At 65.0% G+C, this 15,384-nt stretch carries 13 protein-coding genes and 2 pseudogenes; 3 read left to right on the top strand and 12 right to left on the bottom strand.

Annotated features, from left to right (window positions below; translation table 11 throughout):
- Window positions 1-33: 33 nt before the first annotated feature.
- Window positions 34-1,815 (bottom strand): beta-glucuronidase, encoded by a 1,782-nt coding sequence (gene uidA, locus ACXJ3V_RS19500; protein ID WP_457102011.1) that lies wholly within the window; start codon window positions 1,813-1,815, stop codon window positions 34-36.
- Window positions 1,816-2,698: 883 nt separating this feature from the next.
- On the opposite strand from uidA, the gene ACXJ3V_RS19505 reads away from it, so the two are divergent.
- Window positions 2,699-4,243, top strand: coding sequence for a GH35 family beta-galactosidase (locus tag ACXJ3V_RS19505; protein ID WP_457102012.1), 1,545 nt, complete (start codon window positions 2,699-2,701; stop codon window positions 4,241-4,243).
- A gap of 280 nt (window positions 4,244-4,523) precedes the next feature.
- On the opposite strand, the pseudogene ACXJ3V_RS19510 reads toward ACXJ3V_RS19505, so the two are convergent.
- A pseudogene (locus ACXJ3V_RS19510) lies at window positions 4,524-5,017 on the bottom strand (IS110 family transposase); the annotation flags it as partial.
- Window positions 5,018-5,446: 429 nt separating this feature from the next.
- On the opposite strand from ACXJ3V_RS19510, the pseudogene ACXJ3V_RS19515 reads away from it, so the two are divergent.
- Window positions 5,447-5,749 (top strand): annotated as a pseudogene (locus ACXJ3V_RS19515) (family 1 glycosylhydrolase); the annotation flags it as partial.
- 92 nt (window positions 5,750-5,841) lie between these two features.
- On the opposite strand, the gene ACXJ3V_RS19520 reads toward ACXJ3V_RS19515, so the two are convergent.
- Window positions 5,842-7,314 carry a carboxylesterase/lipase family protein gene (locus ACXJ3V_RS19520; RefSeq protein WP_457102013.1) on the bottom strand — a complete coding sequence of 491 codons (1,473 nt, stop codon included), beginning with the start codon at window positions 7,312-7,314 and terminating at the stop codon, window positions 5,842-5,844.
- Between the two features lies 1 nt (window position 7,315).
- The gene (locus ACXJ3V_RS19525; RefSeq protein WP_457102014.1) at window positions 7,316-8,536 is read right to left on the bottom strand and encodes an MFS transporter; all 1,221 of its coding nucleotides are present in this window, start codon (window positions 8,534-8,536) and stop codon (window positions 7,316-7,318) included.
- Between the two features lie 94 nt (window positions 8,537-8,630).
- Between ACXJ3V_RS19525 and ACXJ3V_RS19530 the strand changes: the two genes are divergently transcribed.
- Window positions 8,631-9,914, top strand: a complete 1,284-nt coding sequence (locus ACXJ3V_RS19530; protein WP_457102015.1) for an ROK family protein — start codon at window positions 8,631-8,633, stop codon at window positions 9,912-9,914.
- 41 nt (window positions 9,915-9,955) lie between these two features.
- Here the strand turns inward: ACXJ3V_RS19530 and ACXJ3V_RS19535 are convergent, their stop codons facing one another.
- The 8 genes from ACXJ3V_RS19535 to ACXJ3V_RS19570 form a co-directional block, all read right to left on the bottom strand.
- Entirely contained in the window at window positions 9,956-10,126 is a 171-nt protein-coding gene (locus ACXJ3V_RS19535) for an FAD-binding protein (RefSeq protein ID WP_457102025.1), read from the bottom strand.
- 5 nt (window positions 10,127-10,131) lie between these two features.
- The gene (locus tag ACXJ3V_RS19540) at window positions 10,132-10,407 is read right to left on the bottom strand and encodes a biotin/lipoyl-containing protein (RefSeq protein ID WP_457102016.1); all 276 of its coding nucleotides are present in this window, start codon (window positions 10,405-10,407) and stop codon (window positions 10,132-10,134) included.
- Window positions 10,370-11,368 carry an alpha-ketoacid dehydrogenase subunit beta gene (locus tag ACXJ3V_RS19545; RefSeq protein WP_457102017.1) on the bottom strand — a complete coding sequence of 333 codons (999 nt, stop codon included), beginning with the start codon at window positions 11,366-11,368 and terminating at the stop codon, window positions 10,370-10,372. The genes ACXJ3V_RS19540 and ACXJ3V_RS19545 overlap by 38 nt, the downstream gene beginning before the upstream one ends.
- Window positions 11,361-12,374 (bottom strand): thiamine pyrophosphate-dependent dehydrogenase E1 component subunit alpha, encoded by a 1,014-nt coding sequence (locus ACXJ3V_RS19550; protein ID WP_457102018.1) that lies wholly within the window; start codon window positions 12,372-12,374, stop codon window positions 11,361-11,363. Before ACXJ3V_RS19550 ends, ACXJ3V_RS19545 begins: the two co-directional genes overlap by 8 nt.
- Window positions 12,371-12,730 carry a 2Fe-2S iron-sulfur cluster-binding protein gene (locus ACXJ3V_RS19555; protein WP_457102019.1) on the bottom strand — a complete coding sequence of 120 codons (360 nt, stop codon included), beginning with the start codon at window positions 12,728-12,730 and terminating at the stop codon, window positions 12,371-12,373. Before ACXJ3V_RS19555 ends, ACXJ3V_RS19550 begins: the two co-directional genes overlap by 4 nt.
- Before the next feature lie 18 nt (window positions 12,731-12,748).
- On the bottom strand, window positions 12,749-13,033 hold the full coding sequence (locus ACXJ3V_RS19560) for a hypothetical protein (RefSeq protein WP_457102020.1): 285 nt from the start codon (window positions 13,031-13,033) through the stop codon (window positions 12,749-12,751).
- A gap of 5 nt (window positions 13,034-13,038) precedes the next feature.
- Window positions 13,039-14,433 (bottom strand): aromatic ring-hydroxylating oxygenase subunit alpha, encoded by a 1,395-nt coding sequence (locus ACXJ3V_RS19565; RefSeq protein WP_457102021.1) that lies wholly within the window; start codon window positions 14,431-14,433, stop codon window positions 13,039-13,041.
- Window positions 14,434-14,855: 422 nt separating this feature from the next.
- A complete protein-coding gene (locus tag ACXJ3V_RS19570; RefSeq protein ID WP_457102022.1) occupies window positions 14,856-15,137 on the bottom strand; it encodes a hypothetical protein in 282 nt (93 codons plus the stop codon).
- Window positions 15,138-15,384: the final 247 nt, after the last annotated feature.

A 15,384-nucleotide genomic window follows, 5' to 3' on the forward strand; every position in this document is an offset into this window, starting at 1 on the left:
GTGGTCCGGGGTTCATCCGCATCCGTCCTGAACTCACGCGCTCATCGCCGTCCAGCGAGCCCGAAGCGCGTGCACCGCTCCCTTTGGGCGACGGTCCCGGGTGAAGACGCCCTTCTTGTTGCCGTCCACGCGCTGAGTGATGGGCATCGCCTGGAAATCAGCGAACGCCCACACGTGCTCCCCCACGACGGAGTCGATGCGGTCGAAGACGCGATGGTAAGTCGTCAGCAACGCGGTCTGATAGTCCTCCGCCCACGGCTGGTCCAGCACCGTGTGCAGCCCGGCGACGGCGTCCGCCCCGAACTCCGACATGATGATGGGCTTGCCGAACTTGTCCTCCCAGGCGCGCAGCTCCGCTTCGAGGTGTGCTGCGGCGGACTCCAGATCCGCGGTGTCCTGATACCAGCCGTAATAGCGATTGATGCTCAGCACATCGAACAGGTCGGCGATGACGTCCTTCTCCGGGCTGGCCAGAATCATGTTGGCGTAGGTGAGCGGACGCGTGGGGTCGAGCTCACGAGTCAGTGCGACGAGTGGCTCGAAGTACCCACGTGCACCGCCGTCACGCGCGTCGGGCTCATTCGCGATCGACCACATCACCACGCTCGGGTGGTTCTTGTCGCGAGCGATCAGTTCCCGGATGTGCTGTGCATGGGCCGCCTGGGTCGTCTCGCCGAATCCCTTTGGCCCGAATGTGACGACGTCGGTCTTCCCGAGATAGCCGGCAGCGATCGCCATATTCAGACCGACCGCGGCTGTTTCACCGATGACCACCATCCCCTGGCGGTCCGCGTACTCGAGGACCTCCTCGGCGTACGGATAGTGCGAGGTCCGGAAAGAGTTGGCGCCCATCCAGCCCATCAGTTCGAAGTCGTGAACGAGGTAGGCGTCGTCGTGACCCTTTCCGCGCACCGGAGAGTCCTCGTGCTTGCCGAAACCCGTGAAGTAGAACGGCTTCCCATTGATCAGGATGCGATTGCCGCGGACTTCAACTGTTCTGACACCGACAGGCAACGGGTAGCTGTCCACGACTTCTCCCTCACGCACCACCTCAGCGGTGAGTTCGTAGAGGTACGCTGCGCCGGGCTGCCAGAGTCGCACATCGGCGATCCGCAGCTGTCCGTTGTGGCCCGAGCCCTCTGCGACCGTGGCACCCTCGGCATCCGAAATGCGCACGCGGACGTCGGCATCAGCCCCGAGAGATGTCGTGAGCACGTCGTAGCTCACCAGTCCGGTGCCGGCGTCCACGTCGGTGACGACCGTGAGGTCCTGCACCCGCTCCGCGGGAGCGGAGTACAGCCACACGGAGCGGGCGAGGCCGCCGTAATTGAAGAAGTCGTGCATGTATCGCTGCCGGGGACGCCCGTCGTCGCGAATCTCTACATGGCCCGGAGGAATCGTGTCCCTCGTCAGCCGATTGTCGACGCCGACCGTGAGCCGGAACTCGGCTCCGGGCTCGACGAACGCTGTGATGTCGGCCTCGAACGGCGTGTATCCGCCGGCGTGCGTGGCGACAAGCTCGTCGTTCACGTACACAACGCCCTCGTGAGTGGCCGAATCGAGTCGGACGAAGACGCTGTCGCCCGCCCATCCGCGGGGCACACGCACGATGCGCTGATACCAGACGACACCGACGTGGTCCCGCACCTTCGCATCGACGAAGAGATCGTTGTAGCTCGAGGGGACTGGTGCCTCGCGCGTCGTTCGCAGTTCGGCAGCCCAAGGACGTTCCCCCGCATCCGTGTCCAGAGCGAACTTCCACAATCCGTCCAACCGTTGGAGTTCGCGGGTGGCGGTCAATCGGGGCTTCAGCATCTGTTCTCCTCGCTGCGCTGCGCATGGCGTTCCGGACATTAGTCAAGCATGGCCATGCAGTTTTGGCAAGCGATTGCCAGCACACTTGTCGGCAGGTTACTCCGCGCATGGGCCATGTTTCGGAACGGTATTCGGCGATGCGGTGTGTCACCCGATCCACCAATCGCAACCGCTTGTCGGAGCGCGGTCGAATGCGTCGAGGACGGTGTTCATGAKTTGCGACAGCCACTCGCTCAGCGAAAGGTTGCAACTGTCCCAGTCGTTCGGACTTGTGATGCCCACCGKGGTCTTGGAGTGCCGCCCACTATGCGGCTGAATTCGCCTATGACCGTCAGGTCTGGTTCGGAGACGTCAGCATCTTTGCGGCCCGCACCTGGTCGTTCTTCAGCCGACGTTGACGGTTGTCTGCATGCTCAGCTCGATCCCCCCTTCGACCCCATTGCTCCTGAGCCAGGTGGTATCGCCGGAGAGCTCGGTGATATTGGCGATGTGTGTGCCGCCACAAGGTGATGTCGGTCGAACCATCCCCGACGAGGGAAGCGCGGCAATCCGTATCCACGTCGATGCGGACCAGTCCGCCGGTCGGACGCCAGTCGTCGGGATGCGGTCGCCATGGGAGTCGCCATCGCGCCGGCAGCGGCATCCTGATCCGCCGCGGCGATCGCCCAATGAACCGCGTCGTGCCCGCTGAGGGCGGTTCGGGCTTCAGCCTGACCGTGCACCGCCCGGTCGAGAGAAACCAGGATAGACGTTTGACAACCGATTGCCACTCATGCATACTCAAGCGTCGGATACTCACAGCCGCGAAGGGTTCGCAATGACGCACGCCGCCGAAACAACTGCTCTCCAAGACCGTGCCGGTGGGTTGGATAGCATCCCCCGAGTGGAGCGCACCGCGCACGGCGCTCATCTGCTGGTCGATGGCGCACCGTTTCTCTCTCTTGGTGGCGAGCTGCACAACTCGAGCCCGTCGAGCCCCGCATATATGGCTCCGGTCTGGGATCGTCTGGCCGAGAACGGCGTTCGCTCGATCATCGGAGCTGCCAGCTGGCAGCTTGTCGAGCCCGAGGAAGGCCTATTCGACTTCACCGCGGTGGACGACCAGATCATTCAGGCGCGAGCCCGTGGCATCCGGCTCGTCCTCATCTGGTTCGGCTCCTACAAGAATGCCGAGTCGTCTTACGCACCGAGCTGGGTGCGACGCGATGAGAAGCGCTTCCCCCGTGCGGAGCGCGACCCCGAACGACTGCTCACCGGTCGATTCAGCCTCGACGGCCCCATCCTCAGCGTGTTCAGCGAGGCGCTCGTCGAAGCAGACACGCGTGCGTTCGCGACCCTCATGAAACACATCCGCCGGGTGGATCCCGACCACACCGTGGTCGCTGTACAGGTGCAGAACGAGGTCGGACTGCTCGGCGACAGCCGTGACCGCAGTGCGCTGGCCGACACCGCCTGGGCCGAGCCGGTGCCCACAGAGCTGCTTCGCGGCCTCGCCACGAGAGGCGCTGCGCTGCACCCGTGGGTCCGTAACCTCTGGGATCGAGGCGGCTCCGCCGAATCGGGAACCTGGGCCGAGGTGTTCGGCACGGACCAGGATGCCGAAGAGGTGTTTATGAGCTGGGGCTTCAGCCGCTTCGTAGAACGCGTTGCTCGCGCCGGAGTCGCCGAACACCCGCTGCCGATCTACACCAATGCATGGCTGGGCCCACAGCCGAACGCCGACGTCCCTGGGCGATACCCCAGCGGCGGACCCGTTTCTCGAATGATCGACATCTGGCAGATCGGCGCCCCCTCGCTTGACTTCCTCGCACCCGACATATACATCGATGATTTCGCGGGCACGCTGGCTGACTATGACGTCGCAGGGAACGGCATATTCATTCCCGAAGCCCGCCCCGATGCCGGGTTGGCGTTCGTAGCGATCGGCGCGTACCGAGCGATGGGCTTTCATCCGTTCGGCATCGAGGACGTTCTAGACGACCAGGATCTGTTCAGCGCGTTCTCGACGATGCAGAGCATGACGAGGGTCATCACCGACGCACAGGCTACGGGCAGCATTCATGGCTTCCGTCTCGTCACCGGTGAGCAGGAGCAGGTCGAACTCGGCGGCTACACGGTGACGATCTCGGGGCCAATGGACACGCGAGGCATGTTCGGTGAGGGTACTGGCGAGGCCGCAGCGGTCCTGATCGGCTACGGCCTGATCATCCGCACCGCCGAGGACGAATTCCTCGTGGTCGCACGCGGCGCTTCCGTGCGCTTCTCGCGCTCAGACGCGATCGTCGAACTGGACACGCTCATCGAAGGTGAGTACCACGATGGGCGATGGATCCCGCGGCGCACCTTGAACGGGGACGAGCGGTATTTCATGTTTCCCAAGACCAGCCTGCGCACAGTCCGCATCAACCTGCTCCGACGGAGCCCGTAAGCCCGCGCCCAAGAGCGAATCGCGGGCCTGCGGGGCGGCAGAGTCAGACGACTCAAGCGAGAAGTCCGTCTGCAGTGCACCACCCCTGCGGGGTGGAATCCCCTCACCGGTCATCGCTGATCGCAACCGCGGAATCACGCGGGTGCTGGGGATTCCGGGGCAGGAGCACGGTGCGGGTGGCGCATCACAGTGGTCCCCCAAGGGTCCCCCTGGGGACCCCTGGACGCGAAAGTGGCCTGCGCGATAGCCGTTAGGGTGGATGCGCCTCACGCGGGAATGCCGATGCCACCGAGGAGAGCTTGATCCCGGTGGACTCGAGGAACTTCTCCAGACACTGCACCTGCCGGGTCCGGTCCCTGGTCGCGACCGCGCGGGCACGGGTGAGATCCCGCAGCTGCCGGATCGGTTCCGGCGGGACGAACGACGCCCGCAGCAGTCCGTGCGCGGCCAACTGCGCCAGCCACGCCGCGTCCGACACATCGGTCTTCCGCCCMGGGATGTTCCGCGCCTGCCGGGCATTGACCAGCATCACCGGCAGCGTGTCTTCCATCAGGAAGTAGAACGGCTTCCAATAGTCGCCGGTCGCTTCCATCACCACCGTGACCTGCTGGGCTTGCAGGAACTCGACCAGTTCCAGAATCTGCGGCACCATCGCACCCCACGTCGTCACGCTCGTGGTGAACGTCCCTGCGCGTTTACCCGGCGCCCGGATCGCGACCTTCGCGTCGCGTTTGGAGATGTCCACCCCGCCGCCCGCTCGTGCACCACATCCATCAGCAGCCTCCTTCAAACGAGGCCGGTCACGGGGAAGGGCGGGGAAGAGTTCAGGAATCTAACACTCGTGCTCGAAGGCAACAATCCACGGTTCCCGTGGGTGCCCTTCCGCGTCACGCTCAGCGTCGGGCTCGAAGCACCAAGGGATCTCGACGTCACCGCGACCGACACCGCCAGCATCCACCTCGACAACCCTGGCCGGCAAGAGCCAGCCATGCACGAGACTCCCGCCCCCCACGGCGCGACAGCGCCCCTGGAACGCTCAGTGGGACCCTTGGGCGCGAAAACGGCCGCGGATGGAGGCGCACCCCTACCCCCGGCAACGAAGCGAAGTACGCCGACGTCCAGTACCTAATCGAGGACAAATACCTCAAAGTCGCGCGCGATGACGATTTCGTCCCTCACCCCGGGCACCCCGACAACACAATCATGGGGTGCGCATACCGCCCCGACGCACTCGGCATCGCACTCCGCCACACCCGCGACGTCGTCGGCGACGTCCCGATCCTGGTGACGGAGAACGGCATCGCCGCCAGCGACGACAAGCGACGCATCGCGTACACCACGATCGCACTGAACGACATGGCCGACGCGATCGCCGACGGCATCGACATCCGGGGTATCTGCACTGGAGCCTGCTTGACAACTTCGAATGGGACGACTGGGAAGCCACCTTCGGGCTCATTGACAGTCAGCCGGGAAACTTTCGAACGCCACCCCAAGCCCAGCTTCGGCTGGCTCAGTGTTGCTCTCTCAGGCTCGAGTTGCGAGAGCGAGGATCCATACGACCATCAGCGCACCAAATTGGTCACGCTCTCTGCGTGCTACCGGGTCGCTGAGAAGCGGTGCATCGACTCTCCGCCGCTCCCCCACGGTCGCCACTCCTCGACGGGAGCGGGCGCACCACTCGTCGCAAAGCCGACCCACGCATTCATCATCCGGCGCGACAGATCGACGCGCGCCGGCGTCGCGCCGACGAGCGGGATCCGATCCACTGTGCCGAAGACATAGGCGATGTCCAACGAGTGGCACGATCCGAGCAGCCCACCCAGCGCGTCACTCGGCTCCGCAAATTCGTATACCCAGACTTCGTCGGCGGTCTCGCGCGCACGCGTGGCGACTTCTCGTGCCGGTCCGGCGAACAGCATCCCACTGAGCAGTCGCGCGTAGACGAGGTGCGGCGGCTCGGACGGCACTGTGGCGGATGTGGCGTCGAAGAGCGCCTGCGGATCCGGTATGCCGAAGGCGGTGAGCCGAGCGACGACATCGTCCGCCGTCAGTTGGATCGTGTAGCCGGGGTCTGATGCCAGCAGCGAACCGACTTCGTGGGCGGTCCAACCGATGAGCAGTTGCTTCCCTCGCAATCCGACTCCGCCCGTGGGCCAGAACGGGTGCTCGGGCAGGTGAACGCGGTCGAGGACTGGACCGATTCCGGCCATCGACTCCATGGCCTGGGGCCCGAAGACATCGGCACCTCCCGCGAGCGCGCGCCCTTGTGCGGCGAGCAGGTCGGCGGCGGAGAGATTCTCGAGCGCATCCGGGGAAGGGCCGCCGAGTGCCTCGAAGACGCGGTCACGGAATCCGGTGACGGCATTCTGAGGCAGCACCCGGGCGAACGGCCCGCTCATCATGATCGCCCGGACGAACAGATCACGGGCGGCGGGCATCGCGAGCAGCGCCGCCACTTTGCCGCTTCCTCCCGACTGCCCGGCGATGGTGACGCGTGACGGATCGCCACCCACCGACGCGATGTTCTCACTCACCCAGCCGAGCGCGGCGATGATATCGAGCATCCCCGCGTGGGCGGAGTCTGGGTAGCCCTGATCGCGAAGATCGAGGAATCCGAAGAGTCCGAGTCGATGGGTCACCGTGACCACGACGACATCACCGCGCGCGGCGAGGACGTCTCCGTTGAACCACATCTCGTTGCCGGAGCCGGCGAGATGACCACCTCCATGAAGCCATACGAGCACAGGCAACTCGGCGCCCTCGCGCCCGGACGGGGCCCACACGTTCATGCGGAGGCAGTCCTCATCCATCGGTCCGCCTTCGAGAGGCGATCCGTTCCGCGGGTGCATCAACTTCTCGAGCTCCCCACGAGAGTCGAGCTGAGGCGCTGCCGGTCCGAAGGTGACCGCCTCACGGACGCCCGACCAGCTCGGCACCGGCCGCGGTGCGCGGAATCGATGGGGGCCCGACGTGTCGTCGCCGTAAGGAACACCCAGGAGAGTGAACACCCCATCGGCCTCCACACCGCGGAGTGTGCCTTGGATGCTTTGGATTTCTCGCAGCTTCATCTCAGCGCACCTTTCGAATCGGGATGATGAACACCGAGGCGAGCAGCGCGACCACCGCGGCGAAAATGTAGATCGGCGGATACGCCCCGGTGGCCCCGATGATGACGGCTGCGAGGAAGGGCGCGGCGATCTGCGGACCTGCGGTTGCCACGTTCAGGAGCCCGAGGTCGCGCGCGTTGTGCTCCTCGTCGGGAAGGACCTCGGTCATCAGAGCCTGGTCGATGGACGCGTAAGCGCCGTACGAGAGCCCGACCACGACTGCCCAGACGAGCATCCCCGCAAAGGTGGGGACGAACACCGGGATGAGCATTCCGATGCCGATGCCGACTGAGGCGATGATGACGAAGATCTTCCGCCGTCCGATGCGATCCGACAAAGGTCCTGCGATCGCCGTGGAGAGGATGGAGAATCCGAGGTTCACTGTGCCCAGGAGAGCGACAGCCGTCGCCGGATCGCCCCCTGGCAGGTTCTCGACGCCGATGTAGTCGGTGAGCGCGTAGTACTGGTACGCCGACACCGTCCAGAACCCGACCATGATTGTCACGCGCGCCCAGAACGCCCATGCGAAGTCATGGTCGCGCAAGCCGGCGAAGAACGCGGCGAAACTGCTAACGCGCTCGCTCGCCGACAGACGGGGACGAGCCGACGGCTCGGGCTCGTCCCGGCCTGCCAGCGGGTCCGGCGCGAGGAACACGAGGAAGAGAGTTCCGACCACCAGAACGGCGACCAGCAGCAGGTATCCGACGACCGGGTTCTGGACGAAGGCGGGCGCCAGGTTGAGCCCGTAGATGACGCCCAGGGTCGTGGCGATACCCATCAAGGAGGAGATGAGGCCGCGTCGGCTCACGGGCACCCGCTCGGGGAGCAGCGAGGTCAGCACTGCCTGGTATGCGGCCGCGCTGAGCATCACACCTACGTACACAACGCCGAGCCAGAGCAGCTCGTGCATCGAACCCATCAAGGCCAGCAGCCCGGTGAGCCCAATGGCGGAGGCGACGAGCCACGGCGTGCGGCGGCCGAAGCGGCTTCGGGTCTTGTCGGACATGGCGCCGAACAGCGGGTTGCCGACCGCCGCCGCGAGCGCTCCGAGCGAGGCAAGCACACCTAGCGACGCAACCTTGCCCGCTTCGTCGATCGAGGCGACCTGGCTCGGCAGCAGAATCTGCTGCATCCCCTGGAAAACGGCGAACAGCCCTGCCGTGGACAGGAGATAGCCTGACACGAACTTTGCTCCGCCTTGAATGCGGGGTTTCGGTGCGATCGCGCTCTGATTGGCGCGCGTATGGTCGGACACACGACCTCCTCGTCGTCGGGGTATGGAAGGGGTGCGACGTCATGTCGCAACGTTTCTATTATTCTCGAAGTTTGAGATAAAAGCAAGGGAGCGCGAACTGATGTCTTCGCGATCAGCGTTGGGCGAGCTGCGAGACCGCAACCTGGGGCTCGTCGCCACGGCGATCCGCGAAACCCCCGACATCACTCACACTGAGCTGGTGCAGAAAACCGGACTCGCTGAAGGAGCTATCTCGCTGCTCGTCAACGAGCTCGTTTCTGCAAGGGTGCTCCATTCCGAATCCGCACCCGCATCCGGACGCGGACGGCCACGGCGGCTTCTGACACTGGATGACGAGCGACCCGCGCTGGTGGGGGTCGCTCTTCATCACAACGCCATTGACATCCGCATAGCCGCCCTCAAGGGCCGCGTGCTCGCCTCAGAGACAGTGACGCACCCCGGCCTCTGGGAGCCCGGACGGATCGGGACGGCCATCGCGGACGTCGTCCGCGGTTCGACCGCGGTCGATGCCCCCGGTACGTCCCTGGCTATCGCATTCCCAGGAATCCAGCAGGGTGGGCGACTCAGCTCCGAGGAGATGCTTTGGGACGCCGAGTCGATGGACGACTTGTTCTCTCCACTCGCGGAGGCGAACGTCCGTGCGCTTCATGTGGTCAACGACGGCGACGCCGCCACGCTGGCCGAGCATGCGTCCGGCGCCGCGCGCACCGCCGACAACGCCGTCGTCGTCATGGTGGGCAGCGGAGTCGGGGGAAGCGCGATCATCCACGGCGCAATGCTCCTCAACCACGGCGCAACGTCGGGCTTCGGACACACTCCCGTCGCGCGAGACGGACCTGAGTGCGGGTGCGGTCGCCGCGGGTGCCTGGAGCGCTTCGCGTCGCTCACGGCGCTGGCACTCCATCTGAACGAGAGGCCGACCCTGGAGTCCCTAGGCCCTGCGGCCTACGCCCGGCAACTCGCGGAGCGTGCTCAACGGGCAGAAGACGCCGTGCTGGATGCGCTTGGCGACGCCCGCGAGAAGCTGGGCGTTTTCGGCGACATCATCTCTGCGGTGCTCGGCACAGAGATCCTGGTCGTGACGGGCCCTGCAAGCGTCCTCACGCCGTGGCTGGCCCCCAGCTCTGTGGGGGTACCACCGATACCGGTGACTTCGGGCGACCACGGCTCGGATGCTCCGCTCGAAGGTGCTCTGAGCGAGGCGCAGAGGGCATACCTGGAGATGCCCCTGATGTTTGGCAAGACCTCAATTCTGAGCGCTGGCCCTGCAGTGGCCTCGTTGCGGCATCCGCTGGCGTCCTCGTAGGACGGCGGTGAACGAACGTCGACGCGCGCTGCATCAGGGGGTTATTCGGAAGCCAAACGACTCCGCCCGACATCGAGGTAGACCCCCCCGACAAGATCCCGCTTCTCGGCGACCAGCGCTGTCCCGCCGGCCTCACGCGCGGCGAGAGCGGTAACAAGTCCGCCGCCCCCGCTGCCGATGACAACAACGTCGAACTCTTCGTCCCAGACCACTGCGCTCAAGACGCCAGCTCGATGCGTCCGATTTCACTGCCGACCGCGTATGTCTCGTCGTCCGTGGCGTCTCCGTGCCGGAGAATGCCGCTGACAGCCGCCTCGATGTCCGTCTCCACCTTCTCCGTCTCGATGCTGTAGATCGCATCCCCCTCGGTGACGGGAGCCCCGTCGCCGACCAGCCATCCCACGAAGACGACCTCCTCGGACGCCATCGACACTTTCGGAATCGTTACCGACACTTCAGACACGTACTGCTCCCATCGCTGTTCTTGCTGCATTGAGGATGCCGTCCACGCCAAGCGTCACGGCGAATTCAGAGGCCCGCGCGGGAATCGGCGTGAAGTCCGCCCCGACGCGCTGGACCGGCTCGGCCAGGACCCCGAAGAGCTTCGCCGAGATCTGCGCGGCGATCTCGGCCCCGGGCCCCGCGAAGGTCGTGGCGTTGTGGGCGATGACGGCACGACGAGTGCGACCCACCGACTCGAGCACGGTGTCCATGTCGAGGGGAAGCAACGATCGAAGATCGATGACTTCGGCCTCGATGCCTTCTTCCGCCAGCTTCTCGGCGGCCTGCAAGGTCGCCGTGGTCGCCAGGCCGTACGTGATGAGGGTCATGTCCGATCCGGGGCGGAGTACCGCCGCCTTTCCGATGGGCACCCGATGTCCGTCACCGACCGGCACTTCACCCTTCAGCCCGTACAGGCGTGACGCCTCGATGACGAGGACAGGATCGGGGTCGAAGATGGCCTCGAGAAGCAGCCCCTTAGCGTCGGCAGGGTTGCTCGGGAAGACGACCTTCATTCCTGGAACGTGCATGAACCAGGCCTCGAGGGACTGCGAGTGCGTGCCGCCCGAACCGGTTCCCGCGAAGACGGCGGTGCGCACGGTCAGCGGGCAGGTTGTGCGCCCGCCCGACATGTATCGGATCTTGGCCGCATGGTTGACCATCTGATCCATCGCGATTCCGATGAAGTCCATGATCATGATCTCGGCAACGGGCTTGAAGCCCTCGATCGCGGCACCGACGGCGGCGCCGATGATCGCTGCCTCCGATATCGGGGTGTTCATCACCCGGTCGTCACCGAAGGCGGTCGAAAGTCCGCGGGTGACACCGTTGACCCCCGCGGCGGGATCTGCGAGGTCCTCCCCGAGGAGGAAGACTGTGGGGTCGGTCCGAAGGGCTTCCTCGAGTGCCTCGTTGAGGGCTTCACGGATGGAGATGACGCGTGTCTCAGTCATGAGTGACCACCAATTCATTTGCGTAGACGTCGGCACGGATCTCATCGGCATCCGGGATGGCTGCCGCGAGAACGATCTTGAGCGCTTCTTCGACCTCGGCCGCAGCCTCGGCACGGATCTCGTCGATCTCCTCCTGCGAGACCCCGTTCTCGATGAGGTAGCGGGGGAAGGTGATCATGGGGTCTACCGTCTTCTGGTGCGCAAGCTGATCGCCGGGGATGTATTTGCCGGAGTCGCCCGCGTAGTGACCCTCGAAGCGGAAGGTCACCGCCTCGACGAGGGTGGGCCCACCTCCCGACCGTGCACGATCGACGGCTTGCTCGAGTGCCGCCACCATCGCGACCGGGTCGTTGCCGTCGATCGTGACCCCCGGCATCCCGACGCCCTTTGCGCGATCGGCCACGTGCGGGATCGCCATCGTGTCCTCGATCGGAGTCATCTCGGCGTACAGGTTGTTCTGGCACAGGAAGACGACCGGGAGCTTCCAGACCGCCGCCAGGTTGACGCCTTCATGGAACGACCCCGTGTTTGTGGCCCCGTCGCCGAACGTGACGACGACGACACGGTCCGAGCCTTGCTTGACCGCGGCGAGGGCGGCACCCACTGCGATCGGTACGCCGGAACCCACGATGCCGGTCGTGAGCAGCACTCCATGCTCGGGATCGGTGATGTGCATCGTGCCGCCCTTGCCACGCGAGGCGCCGACGGAGGTGCCCATCACCTCGCCGATGATCTCGGTGAGCGGCACGCCCTTCGCGACGTGATCGTGCAGACCGCGGTAGGTGGTGATCAGCCGGTCGTCCTGCCGGAGCACGTGACCCATCGCGGCGGACACGGCTTCCTGTCCCCGTGAGGGCCAGATCACCGTAGCGAGCTCCCCTCGCTTGATGCCGGTGACGATGCGCGTATCGAGGGCTTCCTCACGGGCCATCGACCGCCACAGACTCCGCAGCGCCGCGGTGTCGAGAACGGAGGCCGTACCGACGACCTCGGTTGTTGCGCTCATGTCGCACTCCTTTCCAGATCCTTCATGTTGTTGTCTTCGGCGACCTCGGACCGCACGCCCCGCTTCTCGAGAACCAGGGAGTCGCCCTTGCATCGCAGCTGGCATGCCAGCCGCACCAGGCTGTCGCTAGCCATCGGTCCCGGCATCTTCATCCGTACAGCGTCGAGCTCTGCATCCCCGGCAGGCAGAGCATCGCGCTCACCGTCGACGATCCTCGTGAAGCAGCTCATGCAATCCAGCTGCCCCCAGCACTGAGTCGGCCAGACGTAGCCCTGACGCCAAGCCGCCTCTGCCACCGACTCATACGGCTCGACCTCGAGATCGATTCCTGCCGGGAGGATCCTCACGCGCGCCATGAGGATCGCGCCTCCCCGCTAATCGTCATCACCGATTCGAAGCACATCGGGGCGCGGTGCTCCCATGTCGGTTTCCAACTTCGCGCGCCAATAGGCCTCCGCGTCGTCTCCTTCGAGCGCAGCCACCCTCGCTTCGAGGATGCTGACGATCTCGATCAGGCCGAAGACGGCCTTTCGCAGGACGAGTTCATCCGACTTGTTGATGCGGTTGCGGTCGATATCGACGAGCTTGTCTGCGAGGGCGCGTGTGAACTGCGCACCCCCCTCCGACGAGACGTCCTGGACGTTGCTTGCAGTGAACACGCCACTCACAGCTCCGCGGCCAGGCGGCGGTCGAGCTCCTGGTGCATGTTGGAGATCGTGATCTCCCAGTCGCGAGCCAGCGTCGTCTGAGCCAGCGACACGTTCTTGATGCCACGCTGCATCCGCTCGAGGTTGGCGAAGTCCTGGCGGGGGATGAGGCCCCAGTGGTCGTCGTCGTCCTTGTCGTAGCGACCGCTCAGCGTGAGGCGCCCGCTCTCGTGGCCCTTGGGGTAGGTCGTCAGAGACCACACCTCGAAACGGCACCAGTCCGGGTCATCGTTGTATGGACGCACGCGATAGACCAGGCAATTCGTGTACTGAGGCAGCATCAGGTAGTTGGGGAACATGTGGATGTCGCCGCCCCACTGCTTCATCACCTCAGGGGTCAACTCCGGGGCTGCGATTCCCGCGCTMTCCCAGAAGTCGAACAGCGCCTTCAGCGCCCTCTGGATGTACTCCGGGGTGCTGGTGTCCATGTCTCCGGCGACGGATTCGAAGATGGTGACATCTCGCTCGAGCGTCATGGCATCCTGACCACTCGCAAGGGTCTTCGCTGCTTTGAGGAAATCGAGCGCGCCTCCGTAGCTTGACCGTGCGTCGCCGCTCTGGAATCGGCCGTGGCCGTTGATGAACGGCGTGTACGCGGTGTTGACGACGTTCTGCTCGCTGTCCGGGTCACCGCCGTACATGTACAGCTGGGGGTGGGTCTGCTTCACGTGCCACCCCTCAAAGAACGCTTCCTGTGCAAGCTTCCAGTTGCAATTGATGATCGCTTCTTTCCACCACTTGGCCTGCATGTTCTGCACGCCCATGCGCTCGAGGATGTTCGCGGCGGGAAAGAGCGCCTCGAGGAGAGGCGGTGCGTCGAGGTCCATGTTGATCCAGACCATGCCAGCCCAGGTCTCACAACGCGCCTCACGCAGGTTGATGTCCGTCGGGTCGATGGTGCTCGATTCGAAGCCTTCACGGCCGAAGACATGGCTGATCGAGCCGTCGGTCTTCCACCGCCACCCGTGGAAGGGACAGACGATCTGGTTCCCGGGGAAGCGGCCGCATCCCTTGCCCAGCTCGGTCGCACGGTGGCGACACGCGTTGTGCAGGGCTTTGATACTTCCGTCCGTCTGACGGACGATCAGCAAAGACTGGCCGACGATCTCATACTCGACGAAATCGCCCGGGTGCGGGATCTCCTCCTCGCGGGCGGCCATCTGCCACACCTTAGGCCAGAGATGCTTCTTTTCGAGCTCGAAGAACTCTCGCGAGTAGTAGCGCTCAGCCGGCACGTGCAGCGAGTCCACCATGTGGAAGGGGACCTTCGCATTGACGTCGTCGCCGTTGGGACCGGTGGCGATTGCCGACTCGATGTCCGTGGCGGGAAGATGCTCGGTGACGGTGCTCATCAGTGAACCTCTCTTTGGGTCTATCGCCGGCATCACTGCCGGGAACCAAATGTTTGCTCTCACCCTATGTCAAGAATGGTTCCTCGACAAGCGCCGGCGACCGAAGCCCTTCTCCTCACAGAGACGCCCGTCCGACGCACTCCGGGTCAGAGCCCGGGCGTGCCGCCGGGTCGGGCTGCGATCCGCGCACGTACCGATTGCCGAACTGCATCGTGTGCGAGACGTCCGGAGTAAGGAATCCCCGGCTGGCCCAGGCTCACCCAGGTACTCGCGCAACTCGGCGTCCGATGCGAAGAACACGTGCACACTCGCGTCGATGCGGCGGACGGCTTCAGGTTGCACCAGCGTAGGCTGATTCGTCATTTGGACCAAACACTTGCTCCGAGTCGCGTCGCGCAAGTCCCAATCTTCTTCCACGGCGCTCACTGCTCAAGAGAGTCGAGAAAGGCCGGGACTGCGTCCATCCGTGGATCGAAGATGCTCCCCCGCCCCGCGTCCCGGGCTGCCTGCGCGCGCTCCCAGGCGTCTTCAGGCCATGGCGGGTCGATCAGCGTGGACCCCGCAATAGGCGAATGGACGTCGAACGATGTCCGTCTCGGATGATCGATGTCGTTCGCGCCGCCGCGAACGATGAGCGTGGGCACCCTGATGCTATTGATCAGGTAGTCGGGCACGCCGGGGATCGACTCGGTCGACTTCGGCACGTACGCCTCGCCACATGACACTCTCGAACTCGGCGGCACCGACATCGATCAGCCGCTGCCGATTTCGCGGGTTGACCTCGACCAGGTCGGTCCAGCTGCCCGCCGGGCCCTGCTGCTCCAGAACCCCTCGATCCCGCGACGCCGCACCGTGCGAATCTCGTTCATGATGTAGACGCTGGCCAGACTCGGGGGGGGGGGGGGCGGGGGGGGGGGGGGGGGGGGGGGGGGGCGGGGGGGGGGCGGGGGG

The sequence above is a fragment of the Microbacterium sp. P5_E9 genome, from assembly GCF_054049175.1.

What these genes read in the sequence shown, in the direction of transcription:
- ACXJ3V_RS19520 (WP_457102013.1), bottom strand. Translation starts at nt 7,314, where the DNA reads ATGAAGCTGCGAGAAATCCAAAGCATCCAAGGCACACTCCGCGGTGTG.
- ACXJ3V_RS19550 (WP_457102018.1), bottom strand. Translation starts at nt 12,374, where the DNA reads ATGAGCGCAACAACCGAGGTCGTCGGTACGGCCTCCGTTCTCGACACC.
- ACXJ3V_RS19545 (WP_457102017.1), bottom strand. Translation starts at nt 11,368, where the DNA reads ATGACTGAGACACGCGTCATCTCCATCCGTGAAGCCCTCAACGAGGCA.
- ACXJ3V_RS19530 (WP_457102015.1), top strand. Translation starts at nt 8,631, where the DNA reads ATGGAAGGGGTGCGACGTCATGTCGCAACGTTTCTATTATTCTCGAAG.
- uidA (WP_457102011.1), bottom strand. Translation starts at nt 1,815, where the DNA reads ATGCTGAAGCCCCGATTGACCGCCACCCGCGAACTCCAACGGTTGGAC.
- ACXJ3V_RS19555 (WP_457102019.1), bottom strand. Translation starts at nt 12,730, where the DNA reads ATGGCGCGCGTGAGGATCCTCCCGGCAGGAATCGATCTCGAGGTCGAG.
- ACXJ3V_RS19540 (WP_457102016.1), bottom strand. Translation starts at nt 10,407, where the DNA reads ATGCAGCAAGAACAGCGATGGGAGCAGTACGTGTCTGAAGTGTCGGTA.